A 15,349-nucleotide genomic window follows, 5' to 3' on the forward strand; every position below is an offset into this window, starting at 1 on the left:
GGCGCCGCGGAGTTCGGGGCGAACGCCGTGCTGCTGGCCCAGTCCGGGGCGGCGGGGGTGTCGGCGGGGGCGGTCCACAGCGGGGCGGGGGCCGTCGGGGCCGTGCCGATCGCCCGGGCGGCGGACCTCGCGGAGACCTTGGCGGGGTGGAAGGAGAAGGGCGTGCGGATCGCCGCAGCGACGCTGGCCGGCGACGCCGTCGCCCCGTGGGACGCCGACCTCGCCGCCGCCCCGGACCGCCCGCTGGCGCTGGTCGTGGGGGCGGAGTGGCGGGGCGTCTCCCGGCCGGTCGCCGACCTGGCGGACGTGCGACTCCGCCTGCCGACCGGTCCGGTCGGCAGTCTTAACGCCGCCGTCGCCGCGGGGGTGTTGCTGTATGAAGTGAGACGCCGGGCCGGCTCGGACGGCTGAGAGTCGATCACGACCAACCCGAAGCGTCAGCGAGGGCTCGCACGATTCGCCCGCGCCCGCTGCGCGGGCGTCCCTCGCTGACGCTTCGGGTGGGTGATCAGTGGAAGCCGAATCCCCGGACGAACCGAACCGCCGGATGAAGAAGGCTTGAAGACCGTCCGGGCGGCCGCCGGCGGCTTCCGGCGCTCGGCGCCCGGCGGGAGCATGCCGGCCCGTCTCGCCCGTCGCCCCGCCGGTTCATGCTCGTTCGCCCGTGCGCCCCGCTGCTGGTTCTCGCCGCGTTCGCCCTCGGCTGCGAAGCGGACCGGGAGTCGGTCCCGCCGGTCGCGGCCCTCTCGCCGGATCGCTCCGCCGTCCGGGCCGCCTCCGGCGAGTGGCCGAACCTGCACGGCCCCGGCGGCCGCAACGTCGCCCCGGACCGCAGGCTGAACTGGGACTGGCCGGAGGCCGGCCCGCCGGTCGCCTGGCGGGTTCCCTGCGGCACCGGCTACGCCTGCCCGGTGATTGCGGAGAACGCGGTCGTCCTGCTGCACCGCGTCGGCCCGGACGTCGGTCCCTTCGCCGAGAGCGCCGCGAAGCTGGGCGGCGATCGGCCGGTCGAACGCCTCGCCTGGTTCGACCTCGACACCGGCGCCCCCGGCCCGGTCGCCGACGTGTCGGCCCGGTTCGAGTCGGAGTACCCCGGCCACAGCGGCGCCCCCTACGCCACCCCGGCGATCGGGCGACGGGGGCCGGACGGCGGCCGCCGCGTCTACGCCTACGGGGCCGCCGGTCTGCTGCGGGCCGTCGACTTCGACACGGCGGAGGAACTGTGGGGCCGCGACCTCGCCGCGGAGACGCAGCCCGCCGAAAAACCCTTCGCCACCTCGGCCAGCCCGATCGTCTTCCAGACCGACGACGGGGCCGAGCGGGTCCTGATCGCCACCGGCGGGACGAAGCCGAACACCGGACTGACGCTGCTCGACGGCGCCACCGGGGAAATGGTGTGGCAGGCGGTGGACGCCCTCGAAAGCTATTCGACGCCGCTGCTCGTCGAGGTGCACGGCCGGCGGTTCGTCGTCGCCCTGATGAAGACCCGCCTGCTGATCGCCGACCCGGCGACGGGGGCGGAACTCGGTTCGCTGCCGTTCGAACTCCGCACCGTGGACGCGATGAACGCGACCAGCCCGGCAGTCTGGGGCGACGTGCTGTTCGTCGGCAGCGGCCCCAGCGGGCGGACCGCCGGCTGCATGGTCGCCCGCCTCGAACCCGACGGCTCCCTCACCGAGCTGTGGCGGAACCGGCGGGGGCTCGACCCGCAGTACAACTCGCTCGTCGCGGCGGACGGTTTCGTCTACGGGTTCGGCTCGAATCTGAACAAGCAGCAGAAACTTCGCTGTCTCGACCTTCAGACCGGCGAACTGCGTTGGTTGTGGGACGACGACCTCCGCCGCGGACACCTGCTCGCCGCGGACGGCAAGCTGGTGGCGTTGGGCGAACGCGGCCTGCTGGCGGCGCTGGCGTTCGACCCGACGGAGCCGCGGGTCGTGACCCGCTCCGCGGAGCCGGTGATCGAGGGCGTCTGCTACACGACCCCCGCCCTCGCCGACGGCCGCCTGCTGCTCCGCACGGAGGTGGAGCTGGTTTGCTACGACCTGCGGCCCGGCGCTGATCGCTCCGGGGTCGAACCGGCCGCGGCCCAGTGATGCGGCGGGTCGCGGCCGTTCAGACGCGCAGCAGGTCGATCGCCTTACCGTCCCGGTCCTTCGGGCCGAGGCGGTCGGTCACGCCCATGCCCGCGAGCAGGGTGTTGTAGACGTCGAGGCCCTCCGCGTTCGCGTCCAGCACGGCGCCGGTGCGGAAGCGGCCGCCGGCGCCGGTGATCGCGTGGAACACGCCGGACAGCTCCCGTTTCACGTCGTTGTGCCGGCCGTCGCCGGACTCCGTCGAGATCGTTACCAGGGCGTTCTCCAACACGGTCCGGCCGTTCGCCTCCCGGGCCTCCTCGCCGGCGAGCAGCGAGAGGAAGTAGGCGACCTCGCGCATCTTCAGGTGGGCGTGGGCCTTGAGTTGTTCGTTCTCCCGGTCCTCGCGGTAGCGGTGCCACCATTCGTGGCTGCACCCGGCGGAGCCGGACTTGCCGAGCTGCTTCTTGTCGTCGAAGGAGAAGATCTTCCGGCCGCCGTACTCGTAATCTCCGATCAGGCGGATGCGTTCCCCGGCGGCGAGGTAGGTGAGGGAGCCGAATCGCACGCGGTCGGTGAGGATTGCGTGGGCGTAGAGGTCCGCGACGAGCCGCCACTCCGTGGTGAGGTCCGCCAGGGTGATGTCGATGCCCTCGCCGCCGGGGTCGGCCTCGTCGCCGTGGCGGAGCTTGGACTGCGGCGGGGCCGGCGGCAGGGCGGCGGTCTTGGCGGCCTTTTCGTCTTCCAGGGCGAGGGTGCGGCGTTCGTACTCCCGCACGCGGTCGAGGTGGTCGGCCAGCCGCTCCCGGCTCGCCGCCCCCAGCGGGCCGCGGGGGCCGGAGAGGAACTTCGCCTGGGCCGCCACGGCGTCGAGCACGCTCCGGTTCAGCCGGCGCCGTCGCGGGTCGAGCGGCGCGGCGCCGTTCGTTCCCGCCTCGGCCCCGAACACCCGGGCGAACAGCTCGCCGGGGCTCTCCTGCATCGGGGCGGCGACGGTGCCGTCTTCCCGATAACTGTGCACGTAGCGGCTGACCCGGCTGCGGCGGAAGTAGGTGCCGGCGACCAGCGTGGGGATCACGCCGTCGGGGGTGCGGCCGTCCGGGTGGGCGGCCCAGCGGATCTTCTGATCGAGGCTCGCCCCGCCGCTTTTCGCGTCGCCGTCGGGCGGCTCGGCGGTGAAGGCGCCGCTGGCCCCGTCGAAGTGGGCGTTGATGCCGTTCTCGTCGCACCGCACCTGATCGACGTTCCGCAACACCGCCAGCTTGTCCGCCAGCGGGGCGAGCGGTTCGAGCACGCCCTCCAGCCGGCCGTTCTTCGTGGCCTCCGCCTGCACCGGGGCGGGGATGCCCAGCCCGAAGAACAGGTTGAAGGCCCGCACCGGCACGCCGCCGGCCGCCGTCGGGGCCGCCGCGAGGGCCGGGGCCGCGGCGGCGGTTCTCGCCCCCAGCATCTCCTCAAAAAACGGCAGCCCCACGGCGACCGCCCCCAGGCCCTTCAGCACGGCCCGCCGGGGCAGCGGCGTGCGGGCGGTTGCGGATTGCGGCGTGATCATCGCTCGGCGGCGGTCGGGGAGGGAGAGGCGGAGGAGAGGGAAACGGGCTCGGTCGGGGCGGTCGTCGTCAGTTCGCTGCCCGCGATCGCGGCGGCCAGGGAGCGGTAGGAGCCGGGGCCGAACGCCGCGTCCTGCGACCACGCCGCGTCGTGGATCGCCTGCACGGCGGGCTCGTCGGCGGGGGTCAGCGGGCGGCCGAGGGCGAACTGCGTCAGCTTGCGGGTCAGCCCCCGTCGCACCGGTTCGCCGGCGGCGATCAGGTCGAGGAACTCCGCCGTCGTGGCGAAGGTCGCCCGCTCCCCGCCGGGCAACTGGACCGCCCCGTCGGTCCGCAGGGCGTTGCCGTGGTGATCTTTCGTGCGGAAGGAGCCGAGGCCGTCGTAGCGTTCCAGCGCGAAGGCGAACGGCTCGAACTGCACGTGACAGCCGGCGCAGGAGGCGTCCGCCAGCCGCTTCTCCGCGATCTGTCGTTGGGACAGGCCGGGCTCCGAGGGGACCGGCGTGGTGTCCACGCCGGGCGGCGGGTCGCTGACGTCGCCCAACATCAGGTCCCGCAGGACGAACAGCCCGCGGGTGACGGTGCTGGCCTCGTCCCCGCCGACGGTCAGCGTCGACCCCTGCGTGAGCAGCCCGCGACGGCTCGGTTCGTCGGTTAGATCGACCCGCCAGGGAGCGCCGGCCCGCTCGGCGACCTCCTCCTCGGTCAGGGCCCGATCGTAAACGACGACCCGGTGCAGCGTGCCCCGCCACGGACGGTCGGCGCCGACCTCCCCGGCGAGGGCGAAGCGGAAGCCGTCATCCCAGTTACCGAAGGACCCCTCCGTGTTGCGGTTCCCCCGCATCGCCCCGTCCACCCACAGTCGGGCCAGCCCGGTGGAGCGGCGGGTGAAGACGACGTGCGTCGGCCGGTCGGTCCGCACGGCGTCGTCCGTGCGGGTCGACGGCAGGCCGTTCTTGTCGGTGTTCGACGTCGTCCGCAGGCGGGCGTCGTATTTCCTGCCGTCCTGGGCGAGGGTGACGTTCCGCTGCGAGGAGCCGTCGGAGAGGGTGACGATCCGGGCCGGGCCGTCCTGCGTTTGGTCCGCCGGGGTGAGCCAGACCTCGATTGCGACCTCGCCGGTCTTCTTCAACGCGGCGGTGAGGGCCTTGGCCGGCCGGGGGGCGGCGATCTGGGAGGGACCGTCGATCCGCAGGCCGGCCGGGGTGCGGCGGACCTTCGACGTCTCGCTGATCTCCAGATCCAACGGCTCCCCCGTCCCGGACCCGTCTCGGCCGGAGCGGTCCCGCACGGTGTTCCCCTCCCCGGCGAAGTCGTACAGGGCGACCACGCCGGTCGGCTCCGCCGGCGGAAGCAGCACGGCGTTCTCGGCGAGTTCCTTCCATTCGAGGCCGTAATGCTCCGCCAGCCGGGGGGTGAGGAAGGCCGTGCGGTCGATCAGCAGGTCGGTCAGCGGGCGGTCGGTCCAGGCGACGTGATTGAAGAACGCCCGCGTCTCCCGCCGCATGTCCCCGGCGAGGGCCGGGTCCCAGTCCGGGAACCGCTCGGCCGCGGGGCTGAGGGCGTCCAGCCGATCGAGGTTCAGCCACTCGTGGGCGAACCGGGCGGAGCGGTCCCGGGCCCGCGGGTCGTCCAGCAGGCGGGCGATCTGCGTCTGAAGCGCCGGCCGGTCGGCCAGGTCGCCCCGCTCCGCGGCGGCCCGCAACTCGGCGTCCGGCGGGGCGCCCCAGAGGGTGAAGCTCAGCCGGTTCGCCAATTCATGGCCGGTCACCGGCCGGGGGGCGCCGTCGCCCCGCTGGGCCTCAATGCGGTAGAGGAACCGCGGCGATTGCAGCATCGCTTCGAGGACGAAGCCCAGCGCCTCCGTCTCGTCGCCGCCCTCCGTCTGCACCGCCTCGGCGACGGCGAGGAAGGCGGCGGTCTCCTCCGGCGACAGCGGCCCCCGCAGGACCACGCGGCCCAGGGCGTGGATGCGGTCCGCCGTCGACTTCCCCCGGGCGTGCTCTTTCAGCAGCGCCGGCAGGTCAGCCCGGGCGACGGCCAAGCGGGCCAGTTCCGCATAGGCCCGGACGTGCTCCAGATCGACGGCGAGGTTGTACGCGGTGTTGTGAAAGCCGTCCGCCCGCAGGTCGGCGGGCAGCAGGCGGGCGGCGTCCGCGGACAGGTCCACGCCGGCGACGGCCCGCACGCTGGCGAGGTACTCCGGCGCCGTGAGTCGCCGCACCCAGCCGGCCCCCGCCGCCTCGCCGCCGGCGGCGTGCAGCACCGCCCACGGCTCCGCCTCTGGCCAGGCGGCGCCGGCGTCCAGCCAGCGTTTCAGCGTCCGTTTTTCGTCTTCGGAGAGCGGCGGCCCGTCCGGGGGCATGGCGTCGGATTCGACGTACTGCCACAGCGGGCTCTCCTCCGCCTTGCCGGCGACGACGGCCGCCCCGTTCACCCCGCCGGCCGCCAGCCGGTCGCGGTGGGAGAGATCGAACCCGCCCCGCCGAGAGGTGGGCCCGTGGCACTCCAGGCAGCGCTGCGCCAGCACCGGGGCGACCTCCGCCAGGAACCGGCGTTCCTCCCCCGTCGTGACCGGTTCGCCGGCCCCCGCCGCCCCGTTCCCGAGGACGAGCCCCCCGCACCACAACGCCGCGACGACGAACGGACGGAACGCGTCGAACACTCGGGAGCCTGTGAGGAGAGGCTGAAATCTCGGAACGGAATCGTCCGATGCGAGCGTGCCGGTCCCCCGCGCCCGGAACAATCGCCGGGCGGCGTCCTCTACGGTCCGCTCCGCGGCGGCGAACGGGGCAATCTTCCCGCAGGGGGGCGAGCGGCCGGATCAGCGGGGAGTGTTCGGCTTCACCTCGAAGATCGCCTCCACCTCGACGCAGACCCCGGCCGGCAGGGCGGCGACGCCGACGGCCGCCCGGGCGCAGCGGCCCTGGCCGCCGAACACCTTCGTCAGCAGCTTGCTGAACCCGTTGATCACTGACGGCACCTCCTTGAAGTCCGGGGTGCACTGCACGAAGCCGGTCACTTTGATCGGCCGCACGACGTGGTCCAGGCTGCCGACCTCCATCTTCACCGTCGAGAGCATCTGCCGGGCGACGTACTCGGCGGCCTTCTGGGCGGTCTCCACGTCGACGTCCTCCCCGACCCGGCCGACGAACCGCGGGTCGCTGGGCGGGGCGATGTGGCCGGAGAGGTACAGCAGATTGCCGCACCGCACGATCGGCTCGTACACGCCGATCGACTCCGGCGGGGCGGGCAAGTTGATCGACTCGTGCAGCAGGACTTCTTCGGGCGTCATTGCCGGGGAGGAGTGAGGGGGGATGAGGGAGGGAGGAACGGCGGTACGCCACCTTCCCGGTTCCCGCGACGCCGTGCCAGAGTGCGGCCGGGCCGTCTTGGCGCCGCCGCCTCGTCCCTAATCACTCCTCCCTCAACACTCCTCACCCCTCCCCGGCGCAGGGGTGCGGCGGCGGGGACGCTCGCACGCGGCCTGCCCAACCGGAATACTTTCGTCCCGGGCGTGAACCGCGCCGCCCCCGGCGCCGTTCCGCCCGACACGCCCCGCCGTCCGCCCCGCCGCCGATGCCCGTTTCGCCCGCACTTCCGCCGGTCTCGCTGCTGAGCGTCTCGCCGCCGCTGGCCCAGATTGAAGACGTCTTCGCCGGCGGCGGGCTGTGGGCGATCCTGGTCATCGCCGGGCTGGCGATGGCCGCCCTGCTGGGCTTCGTGTTCCTGGTGCTGTTCGCCCGGTACTTCAAACTGTGGCTGCGGGCGTTCTTCAGCGGCGTGCGGGTCTGGCCGTGGACCCTGGTGTTCATGAGTCTGCGGAAGGTGAACCCCTCCGTGATCGTGGACAGCAAGATCATGGCCGTGCAGGCCGGTCTGCGGCCGGTCAACACCGACCAGATGGAGGCCCACTACCTGGCCGGCGGCAACGTGCGGAACATCACCCGGGCCCTGATCGCCGCCGAGCGGGCCAGCATCGACCTCGACTGGGACACCGCCGCCGCGATCGACCTCGCCGGCCGGAACGTGCTCGAAGCGGTTCAGACGAGCGTCGACCCGAAGGTGATCGACTGCCCGGACCCCCGCCGCCACGGCCGCAACACCCTCGACGGCGTGGCGAAGGACGGCATCCAGTTGAAGGCCCGGGCCCGCGTGACGGTGCGGACGAACATCCAGCAGCTCGTCGGCGGGGCCACCGAAGAAACGGTCATCGCCCGGGTCGGTGAGGGGATCGTCTCGGCGATCGGTTCCAGCGCCACGCACAAGGCGGTGCTGGCCGACCCGGTGCTGATCGCCAAGGCGGTGCTGGCGAAGGGGCTCGACAGCCAGACCGCTTACGAGATCGTCTCGATCGACATCGCCGACATCGACGTGGGCGACAACGTCGGCGCCCGCCTGCAGGCCGACCAGGCCGAGGCCGACATGCGGATCGCCCGGGCCAAGGCGGAGGAACGCCGGGCGATGGCCGTCGCCAACGAGCAGGTCCAGCGGGCGGTCACGCAGGAGAACCAGGCGAAGGTCGTGCTGGCCGAGGCGGAGATCCCGCTCGCCATGGCCGACGCCTTCCGCCGCGGCGGCCTGCGGGCCGACGAGGACGGCAACGTCCGCGAATCGAAGCTGCACGCCGGCAACGGGCAGGCGTCCGCCGGGGCGTGAGCCCGCCGTCCCGCGCCGAACGACCTCCCCCGTCCGTTCGTACGAAAACGACCCCGCCGATCCCTCGATTCGAGCCTGTCAGATGTCTCCGGCGTCGGGCGTTTTCGCCGCTCTCATCGTCGCGGCGGGAGTCGCTCCGCCGCCTGTTGACGAGACGAAGGAACCGCCCACGGTCTACGAGGTCACCGTCGGTTCGCAGACTGTGGAAGTGGGCGAGGGCGAACGGATTCCCGTCGCAGGCCGGTTCGACGATCCGACGGTTCAGGTCATGCCGAAGCCGACGCGGACGCTCGACGTGCGAGGCGTGCGGTTCGAGTTTCCCCGCGAATTCGTCTTTGAAGCAGAGGTGGGAGACTCGGGACTCGCGGTGTGGACGCTGGAGGGCAACGACGTCACGGTGATGCTCTACGCGTTCTCCGTGCCGATCTCAGCCGAGAAATTGGTGAAGGAGATGAGCGTTCAGTTTGGTGAGACTCCTGTCCGCAAAACCGGGATCAAAACGCGGCGGGGCGTGCTGCCCGGGGTGAGAATCGATTCGGAAGTGGCTGGTCAGAGACTGCGGACCGAAGGATTCGACCTGCCCGCTCCGAAGGGCGAGGGCCGTGTATTGATTGTTCAGGACGTGCCGACCGACGACGGTCGCCCGTCCGCGGATCGAGATCGCGTGGGGCGTCTGCTGGCGACGACCCTGCGAACCGACTTTTAGCGGAGCCCCGGTGGCGCCTTGCCGCGGATCGTCCAGGGGGGCGGGGCGACGTTCGACCTTCGGGGCGCTCGAGAACCTCCGTCTGGGGCCAAGCCGGTCCTGCGGGCGTTGCAGGTCCGGTCCTGTGGATCCGATCGGGGGGGACGAATGCGGGGGCTCGGGCGGCCGTCCCGTGTCCGGTTCCGGCGCCCGACCGCTATGACCGGGGGACGGCGGCGTTAGGCTGGGGGCGATCCGTCCGCTTCGCCCCCCGCTCCGCATGGCCGACTCGTCCGTTCGCAACGCCCCCGCGACCGGCCCCCGCTCCGGGTCGGCCGCCGCCTCCGCTGCCTCCCGCGGCGCCCGGGCCGACGTCCCCTGTCCCAGTTGCGGGGAGATGGTCCGCCCCGGGTTGGTGCGGTGCTGGAGCTGCGGCGGGTTCATGCGGCCGGACGTCGCCGACCGCTACGCCCAACTGAACCGTCAGCGGCCGGAGGTGGAATACCAACCCCTGCCGGAGCTGGACGGGGACGCCGCCTCCCAGCTGTCCGCCGAGACGCGGACCGGCGGCCGCGGCCCTGCCGACGAGGACGCCGACTTCGAACTGACGGGCGAATTCGCCGCCCCGGACCCGTCCGCCGACGCCCCCGCGGACGATCCTGAGGACGAATTCACGATGGCGGACATGGAGGGCGCCAGCTACTCCGCCCCCCGCGTCGGCGACGCGGCCCCGACGCCGGCGAAGGCCGGGGAATCGACCGGCGAGGACGGCGACGCCTTCTCGATCGCCGACGCGCCGGACGCGCCCGCCGAGGATTCGCCGTCCGCCGAGGAGCCCGCCCCGGAACAGGCGGCCGCCCAACGGACGCCGCCGGCGGAGGACGACGTGGCCCACTCCGAGGCGACCGGCGGCGACGTGTTGCTGGACATCGCCCTCCAGGAAGTCGGCCAGGATCGCGGCGGCCGGCGCCGTGGGCTGGTGGTGAAGGGGGACAAGATCCTGCTGCACTGCCCGGCGGGACACCCAGTGAAGGTCGCCCGCAAGCACGCCGGCAAGGTCGGCCGCTGCCCGCATCCCGGCTGCGGCCTGCGGTACCTCGTCCCCCACGTGCCGCCCGACCCGACGGAGGAACCGGACGCCGACGCCGAAGCGACCGCCGAAACCGGCGGGGACGCCGCGGCGACTCCCACGGCGCCGGCCGGCCCGCCGGACGAACTCGCCGCGGGCGCCTTCACCCGCTACATCGACGGCGTGCGGCTGCACACCGTCGTGCCGGCCAAGGTCAAGCAGAAGGCCGACTCGCAGGCCAAGAGCTTCCAGGAGGCGGACCTCGCCCTCTCGCCGAGGACCCTGCTGGTCGTCACCATGGAGGGCAAGAAGGGCGCGTTCGGCCTCGGCGGCGAGAAGCCGGAGCAGGTGCGGACGAAGGTGCGGGAGCATCTCTCCGCGGACGAGCCGGACCTCTCCGCCCTGCCGGTCCCGCACGTCCTGCTGGCGGGGGAGAACGCCGGCGAAGTCGTCGTCGAGTACCCCTCGGACCTGCCGCACGAGTCGAAGTTCGGCGGGGAGCCGGTCTTCGGGACCGGCCGCATCGCCCTGCGGTTGCCCCGCACCGGCGGGGAGCCGGACGGCGATCAACCGGAGGAGAAGCAGGCCCTGCGGTTCGTTTCGCTGACGCTCAGCCAGTACCGCCGCTTCGCCGCGGCGATGGAGGAGTTCGGCTTCGCCCGCGGCGTCGGGGGCCGCTACGAGGTCGGCGCCCCAATCCCCCGCACCGACGAGGCCCCCGTCCACACCGGCCACTACACGGACGCCCCCGTGCCGGAGCTGCCCCGGCCGGACCTCTACCAGGCCGACCCGAAGCTGAACGTCGTCGTCTCCGGCTACCGCTGCCAGAACTGCGGGCTGATCGTCTCGGAGGACGGTCGCAAGAAGGAGAAGCTCGGCGGCGCCAACGGCAAGGGCTTGGCGAAGGCCAGATGTCCGAAATGCGGCGAAAAGTTCGGCAACCAGCCGCTCTACAAGCTCGCCGACGGGCCGTCCGAGTCCTGACCGCGGGGCGGGACGCGTCGCGGCCGAACTCACGTTTCGGTCGGGTGCGTCAACTTTTCTCCGCGGAGGCCGAAATCGGGGCGGGCTCCCGGGCGGCGGCGGGGGAGCGAACGATTCGCGGGGCGCGGGGGCTTGGGGCAACGTCGCCGCGGGCAGGGGTCGGCGAAGCCGCGGAGGAGCGTAAGATCATGCCGGCGGAGCGTTTACGCTGCCGAAACCGGGGTTGACACGAGCAGGGGACGCTTGACCCGGCCGCTGTAGGATTTACGGTTGTGAACCGGCGGACTGTCCGCGGGCGAACGCTTCGGACCGCAAACGTCTCCCCCTCACCCGCTCGCGGGGGGTTGACGAACCCCGGCCGAGCGTACGCTCGTACTTCGGGACGGACGCCCTATGCCCTCGCGCCCCGTCCCCCTTCCGCCCGCCCCCCTCTGATGTCGAACGGTCCGTCAGACCACGATTCGATGTACGGCGGGCAGCAGGGCGGCGACGATTTCAAGGAACAGGTCCGCCTCCGCAGCGACATCGTCCAGGTCATCGGCGAGTCGATCTCCCTCAAGCCCCTCCGCGGCGGGGCGGAACTGGCCGGCCTCTGCCCGTTCCACGACGACCGCAACCCCTCGCTGAAGGTCTACCCCGACCGCCAGACGTTCCGCTGCTGGTCCTGCGACACCGGCGGGGACGTGTTCAGCTTCGTGATGAAGTACGACGGGCTGGACTTCTACTCCGCCCTCAAGCATCTCGCCGGCCGCGCGGGCCTCGAGATGCCCCAGCGGTCCGGCCCCCGCCCGTCGAAGGACGGCCCGGACCGCGGCCGCCTGCTGGAGGTCCTGAAATGGGCCGACCAGCAGTGCCACGCCCTGCTGACCCGCAGCGCCGAGGGGAAACCCGCCCGCGAGTACCTCGCCGGCCGCGGCATTCACGCGGACCTCGCCAAGACGTTCGGCCTCGGCTACCACCCGCCGAGCTGGACCTGGCTGGTCGATCGGGCCAAAGGGCTGTTCGACAAAGAGGAACTGATCGCCGCTGGTCTGGCCGGCGAGAAGCGGGACGGCAGCGGCCTGCGGGACCACCCGCTGTTCCCCGGACGGGTGATCTTCCCGATCCGCGACGAACGCGGCCGCACGATCGCCTTCGGCGGCCGCCAACTGCCCGGCGACGACTTCGGCGGGAAGTACATCAACAGCTCTGAGGGCGTCCTCTTCCACAAGAGCAAGGTGCTCTACGGTCTGGACGTGGCCCGGGACGAGATCCGCAAGCCGACCTGCGACACCGCGCTGGTCGTGGAGGGCTACACCGACGTGCTCGCCCTGCACCGGGCCGGGTACGCCAACGTGGTCGCCACGCTGGGCACGGCCCTCACCAAGGAGCACGTCGGCGTGCTGCGGCGGTTCACCAACCGCATCGTGCTGGTCCTCGACGGCGACCGGGCCGGGCAGGACGCCGCGGAGAAGGCGTTGCAAAAACTGCTCGCCGAAAGCGTCGATCTGCGCGTTCTGACACTCCCCGCGGGAACCGATCCGGCGGACTTCGTGTCCGAACGGCCGGCGGAGTTCGGTGAGCTCGTCGCCGGGGCTCCCGAGGCGCTCGACTTCAAACTCTCCCGCGTGACCGCCCGTCACGGCGGGGACGCGTTGCAGGCCGGCGACGCGGCCACCAAGGAGATGCTCGAACTGCTCCGCACCGACCCCGGCCTCGCCGGCACGCGGCGGGGGGACCTCGTGCTGATGCGGACCAGCGAACGCTTCGGCGTGCCCGAACGCCGCCTGCGGGCCGATCTGAAGGCCCCCGCGCCCCAGCCCCCCCGCTTCGAGCCCGAACCGCCCCCGGAGCAGCGCCGGCCGCAGGAACCGCCGGTTCCCAAGCCCGTCGGCGACGACCTCGCCGAGGCCGAACTGCTGAAGATTTTGCTCACCCGGCCGGACCTGTTCCCCGCGGCTCACGCCGTCGTCGGCTCCGCCGACCTGCGGCACCCGGGCCTGCGGCGGCTGTTCGAACTCTGCGAGGACGCGGAGGAGCTGGACGGCGAAGTGACCCTGCCCGCGGTGCTGGACGCCGCGGCCCCGCGGGGCGATTCGCCGCTCAAACGCTTCGCCGTCGCCCTGATGGCCGAGGCCGACGCCCAGCAGCTCCGCGGGCGGCTGGACGGCACCGTCGCCGGCGGGCTCGTGGAGTCTGGCACGCGACGTGCAGCCTTTTCCCCCGACGGACTTGCGGCGGGCGCGGCCACGACGGCCCCCGTGCCGGTTCGTCCGGACAACGGCTCCCAGGAGGGGACCCCCGCTCATCGCGCGGCCGGCGGCGTGCCGCCGCTGCTCGCGCTGGCGTTGTCGGCGATCACCCGCCGGCGACGCGCCCGGCAGGCCCGCGGACAGCGGGCCGACCTCGCCCACGCCCCGGTCTCCCCCGGCGGCCTGGACGAGGCGACCCGCGCGCTGCTCCGCCGTCAGGCGGACCTGCACGCCGCCCGCCACGCCCGACCCGGCTAGCCCCCGGTTCCCCCGGCCAGTCGCCCGGCCGGGCGCCGGCCCGATTTCGCCCCGTTTTCCTTTGTCTCCCGCCGCCCCCGCCGCTCTCCCGCGGCGGTCCGATAGAACCCCGCCCCCCGAGACCCCTCCCATGCACCAGCTCAAAGAAGACATCAACGCCCTAGTCGAGAAGGCCCAGGAACAGGGCGGCGACGGGCAGGGGTGGGTGCTGTACCGGCAGGTCAACGACTATCTCCCGGACGAGGCCCCGAACCCGGAGAAGCTCGACCACCTGTTGGAGGCGTTGGACGCCCACGGGATCGACATCAAGCACGAGTTCGAGGTCGGCCTCCCCACGCCGGAGCGGGCCCGCAAGGCCCACCGCAAGCCGAAGGAATTGATCGGCGACGACAGCGGGAAAAAGATCGACGACCCGATCCGCATGTATCTCACCCAGATGGGCGAGATCCCCCTGCTGACCCGGGAGGAGGAGATTTACCTCGCCAAGACGATCGAGATCACCCGGAAGCGGTTCCGGCGGGAGTTCGTCAGCAGCGAATACGCGATGCGGGAATGCATCGCGATGTTGCAGAAGGTCAACGAGGGCAACCTCCCGTTCGACCGCACGATTAAGGTCTCCGTGACCGAGGGGCTGGAGAAGACGCAGATTCAGGGGCGGATGCCGCACAACCTGAAAACGCTCCAAGCGTTCGAGGGGCAGAACGAGGCGGACTTCCGCACGATCATGGACCCGAAGGCCTCCGAGAAGAAGAAGGCCGAGGCGAAGCACAACTGGGACTGCCGCAAGCGGAAGATGACCGTGCTGGTGGAGGAACTCTCCCTCCGCACGCAGAAGATCATCCCGATCATGAAGCGGCTGGAGCAGATCGACGAACGGATGCAGGCGATCGTTCGTCAGATGGCCAAGCTGAAGAACCTCAAGAGCGCCGCCGAGGAACGGGCGAACCTCCAGCGCGAGCTGGAAGATTTGCAGAATATGACCCTGGAGACCCCGGAGGGCCTGCGGGCGAAGTGCCGGCTGATCCGCCACCGCTTCGCCGCCTACGAGCAGGCGATGCGGGAGCTCTCCGGCGGCAACCTGCGGCTGGTGGTCTCCATCGCCAAGAAGTACCGCAACCGCGGGCTGTCCTTCCTGGACCTGATCCAGGAGGGCAACACCGGCCTGATGCGGGCGGTCGATAAATACGAGTACCGCCGCGGTTACAAGTTTAGCACCTACGCCACCTGGTGGATCCGCCAGGCGATCACCCGGGCGATCGCGGACCAGGCCCGCACGATCCGCATCCCGGTGCACATGATCGAGACGATGTCCAAGCTGCGGAAGGTCGCCAAGGCCCTGCTGCAGGAGTACGGCCGCGAGCCCACCCTGGAGGAGACCGCCGAGGCCGCCGGCATCACGCTGGAGGAGACGAAGCGGGTGATGAAGATCAGCCGTCACCCGATCTCCCTGGACCGCCCGGTCGGCGAATCCGAGGACAGCTACTTCGGCGACTTTATCGAGGACGAAAGCTCCGACAGCCCGGTCAACGCGGCCACGACGGAGATGCTGAAGGACAAGATCGACGTCGTCCTGAAGACCCTGACCTACCGCGAGCGGGAGATCATCAAGCTCCGCTACGGCCTGGGCGACGGCTACACCTACACGCTGGAAGAGGTCGGCCGCATCTTCAAGGTGACGCGGGAACGCGTCCGCCAGATCGAGGCGAAGGCCGTCCGCAAGCTGCAACACCCGATCCGCAGCAAGCAGCTGAAGGGCTTTATGGACGTCGTCGGCGCCGCCGCCCCCGGCGAGTGAGGCCAAGGTGAACGAGAACTGCGATCGTGAGGGAGCCGGCTCC

General features: G+C 71.9%; 10 protein-coding genes. 7 read left to right on the forward strand and 3 right to left on the reverse strand.

The window, feature by feature from the left end; translation table 11 throughout:
* Positions 1-411 (forward strand): TrmH family RNA methyltransferase (locus ACG2DA_RS16425; RefSeq protein ID WP_395256876.1); only part of this gene is annotated, 411 nt, incomplete at its 5' end.
* A 239-nt stretch (positions 412-650) separates the two neighbouring features.
* Positions 651-2,096, forward strand: a complete 1,446-nt coding sequence (locus tag ACG2DA_RS16430) for a PQQ-binding-like beta-propeller repeat protein (protein ID WP_395256877.1) — start codon at positions 651-653, stop codon at positions 2,094-2,096.
* A gap of 19 nt (positions 2,097-2,115) precedes the next feature.
* Here ACG2DA_RS16430 and ACG2DA_RS16435 read toward each other — a convergent pair whose 3' ends face one another.
* The 3 genes from ACG2DA_RS16435 to ACG2DA_RS16445 all read right to left on the reverse strand — a co-directional run bounded on the left by ACG2DA_RS16435 (position 2,116) and on the right by ACG2DA_RS16445 (position 6,920).
* Positions 2,116-3,627, reverse strand: a complete 1,512-nt coding sequence (locus ACG2DA_RS16435) for a DUF1552 domain-containing protein (RefSeq protein ID WP_395256878.1) — start codon at positions 3,625-3,627, stop codon at positions 2,116-2,118.
* Positions 3,624-6,290: a DUF1592 domain-containing protein gene (locus ACG2DA_RS16440; protein ID WP_395256879.1), complete on the reverse strand. Its 2,667-nt coding sequence runs from the start codon at positions 6,288-6,290 to the stop codon at positions 3,624-3,626. The genes ACG2DA_RS16435 and ACG2DA_RS16440 overlap by 4 nt, the downstream gene beginning before the upstream one ends.
* A 159-nt stretch (positions 6,291-6,449) precedes the next feature.
* Positions 6,450-6,920, reverse strand: a complete 471-nt coding sequence (locus tag ACG2DA_RS16445) for a RidA family protein (RefSeq protein ID WP_395256880.1) — start codon at positions 6,918-6,920, stop codon at positions 6,450-6,452.
* A 407-nt stretch (positions 6,921-7,327) separates the two neighbouring features.
* Between ACG2DA_RS16445 and floA the strand changes: the two genes are divergently transcribed.
* From floA to rpoD, 5 genes are all read left to right on the forward strand, one after another.
* Entirely contained in the window at positions 7,328-8,284 is a 957-nt protein-coding gene (gene floA / locus ACG2DA_RS16450) for a flotillin-like protein FloA (RefSeq protein ID WP_395256885.1), read from the forward strand.
* A gap of 208 nt (positions 8,285-8,492) precedes the next feature.
* Complete coding sequence (locus ACG2DA_RS16455) at positions 8,493-8,990, forward strand: hypothetical protein (protein ID WP_395256881.1); 498 nt, start codon at positions 8,493-8,495, stop codon at positions 8,988-8,990.
* 259 nt (positions 8,991-9,249) lie between these two features.
* Complete coding sequence (locus ACG2DA_RS16460; RefSeq protein ID WP_395256882.1) at positions 9,250-11,022, forward strand: hypothetical protein; 1,773 nt, start codon at positions 9,250-9,252, stop codon at positions 11,020-11,022.
* A 434-nt stretch (positions 11,023-11,456) separates the two neighbouring features.
* Positions 11,457-13,511, forward strand: a complete 2,055-nt coding sequence (gene dnaG, locus ACG2DA_RS16465; protein ID WP_395256883.1) for a DNA primase — start codon at positions 11,457-11,459, stop codon at positions 13,509-13,511.
* 130 nt (positions 13,512-13,641) lie between these two features.
* On the forward strand, positions 13,642-15,306 hold the full coding sequence (gene rpoD, locus ACG2DA_RS16470) for an RNA polymerase sigma factor RpoD (RefSeq protein WP_395256884.1): 1,665 nt from the start codon (positions 13,642-13,644) through the stop codon (positions 15,304-15,306).
* Positions 15,307-15,349 lie beyond the last annotated feature (43 nt).

Origin of the sequence: Alienimonas sp. DA493 (assembly GCF_043951915.1) — a bacterium.
GTDB lineage: Bacteria > Planctomycetota > Planctomycetia > Planctomycetales > Planctomycetaceae > Alienimonas.

Bases quoted from the DNA above. Each gene is read 5' to 3' on its own strand.
- ACG2DA_RS16430 (WP_395256877.1), top strand. From the start codon at position 651: ATGCTCGTTCGCCCGTGCGCCCCGCTGCTGGTTCTCGCCGCGTTCGCC.
- ACG2DA_RS16435 (WP_395256878.1), bottom strand. From the start codon at position 3,627: ATGATCACGCCGCAATCCGCAACCGCCCGCACGCCGCTGCCCCGGCGG.
- ACG2DA_RS16445 (WP_395256880.1), bottom strand. From the start codon at position 6,920: ATGACGCCCGAAGAAGTCCTGCTGCACGAGTCGATCAACTTGCCCGCC.
- floA (WP_395256885.1), top strand. From the start codon at position 7,328: ATGGCCGCCCTGCTGGGCTTCGTGTTCCTGGTGCTGTTCGCCCGGTAC.
- ACG2DA_RS16460 (WP_395256882.1), top strand. From the start codon at position 9,250: ATGGCCGACTCGTCCGTTCGCAACGCCCCCGCGACCGGCCCCCGCTCC.
- dnaG (WP_395256883.1), top strand. From the start codon at position 11,457: ATGTCGAACGGTCCGTCAGACCACGATTCGATGTACGGCGGGCAGCAG.
- rpoD (WP_395256884.1), top strand. From the start codon at position 13,642: ATGCACCAGCTCAAAGAAGACATCAACGCCCTAGTCGAGAAGGCCCAG.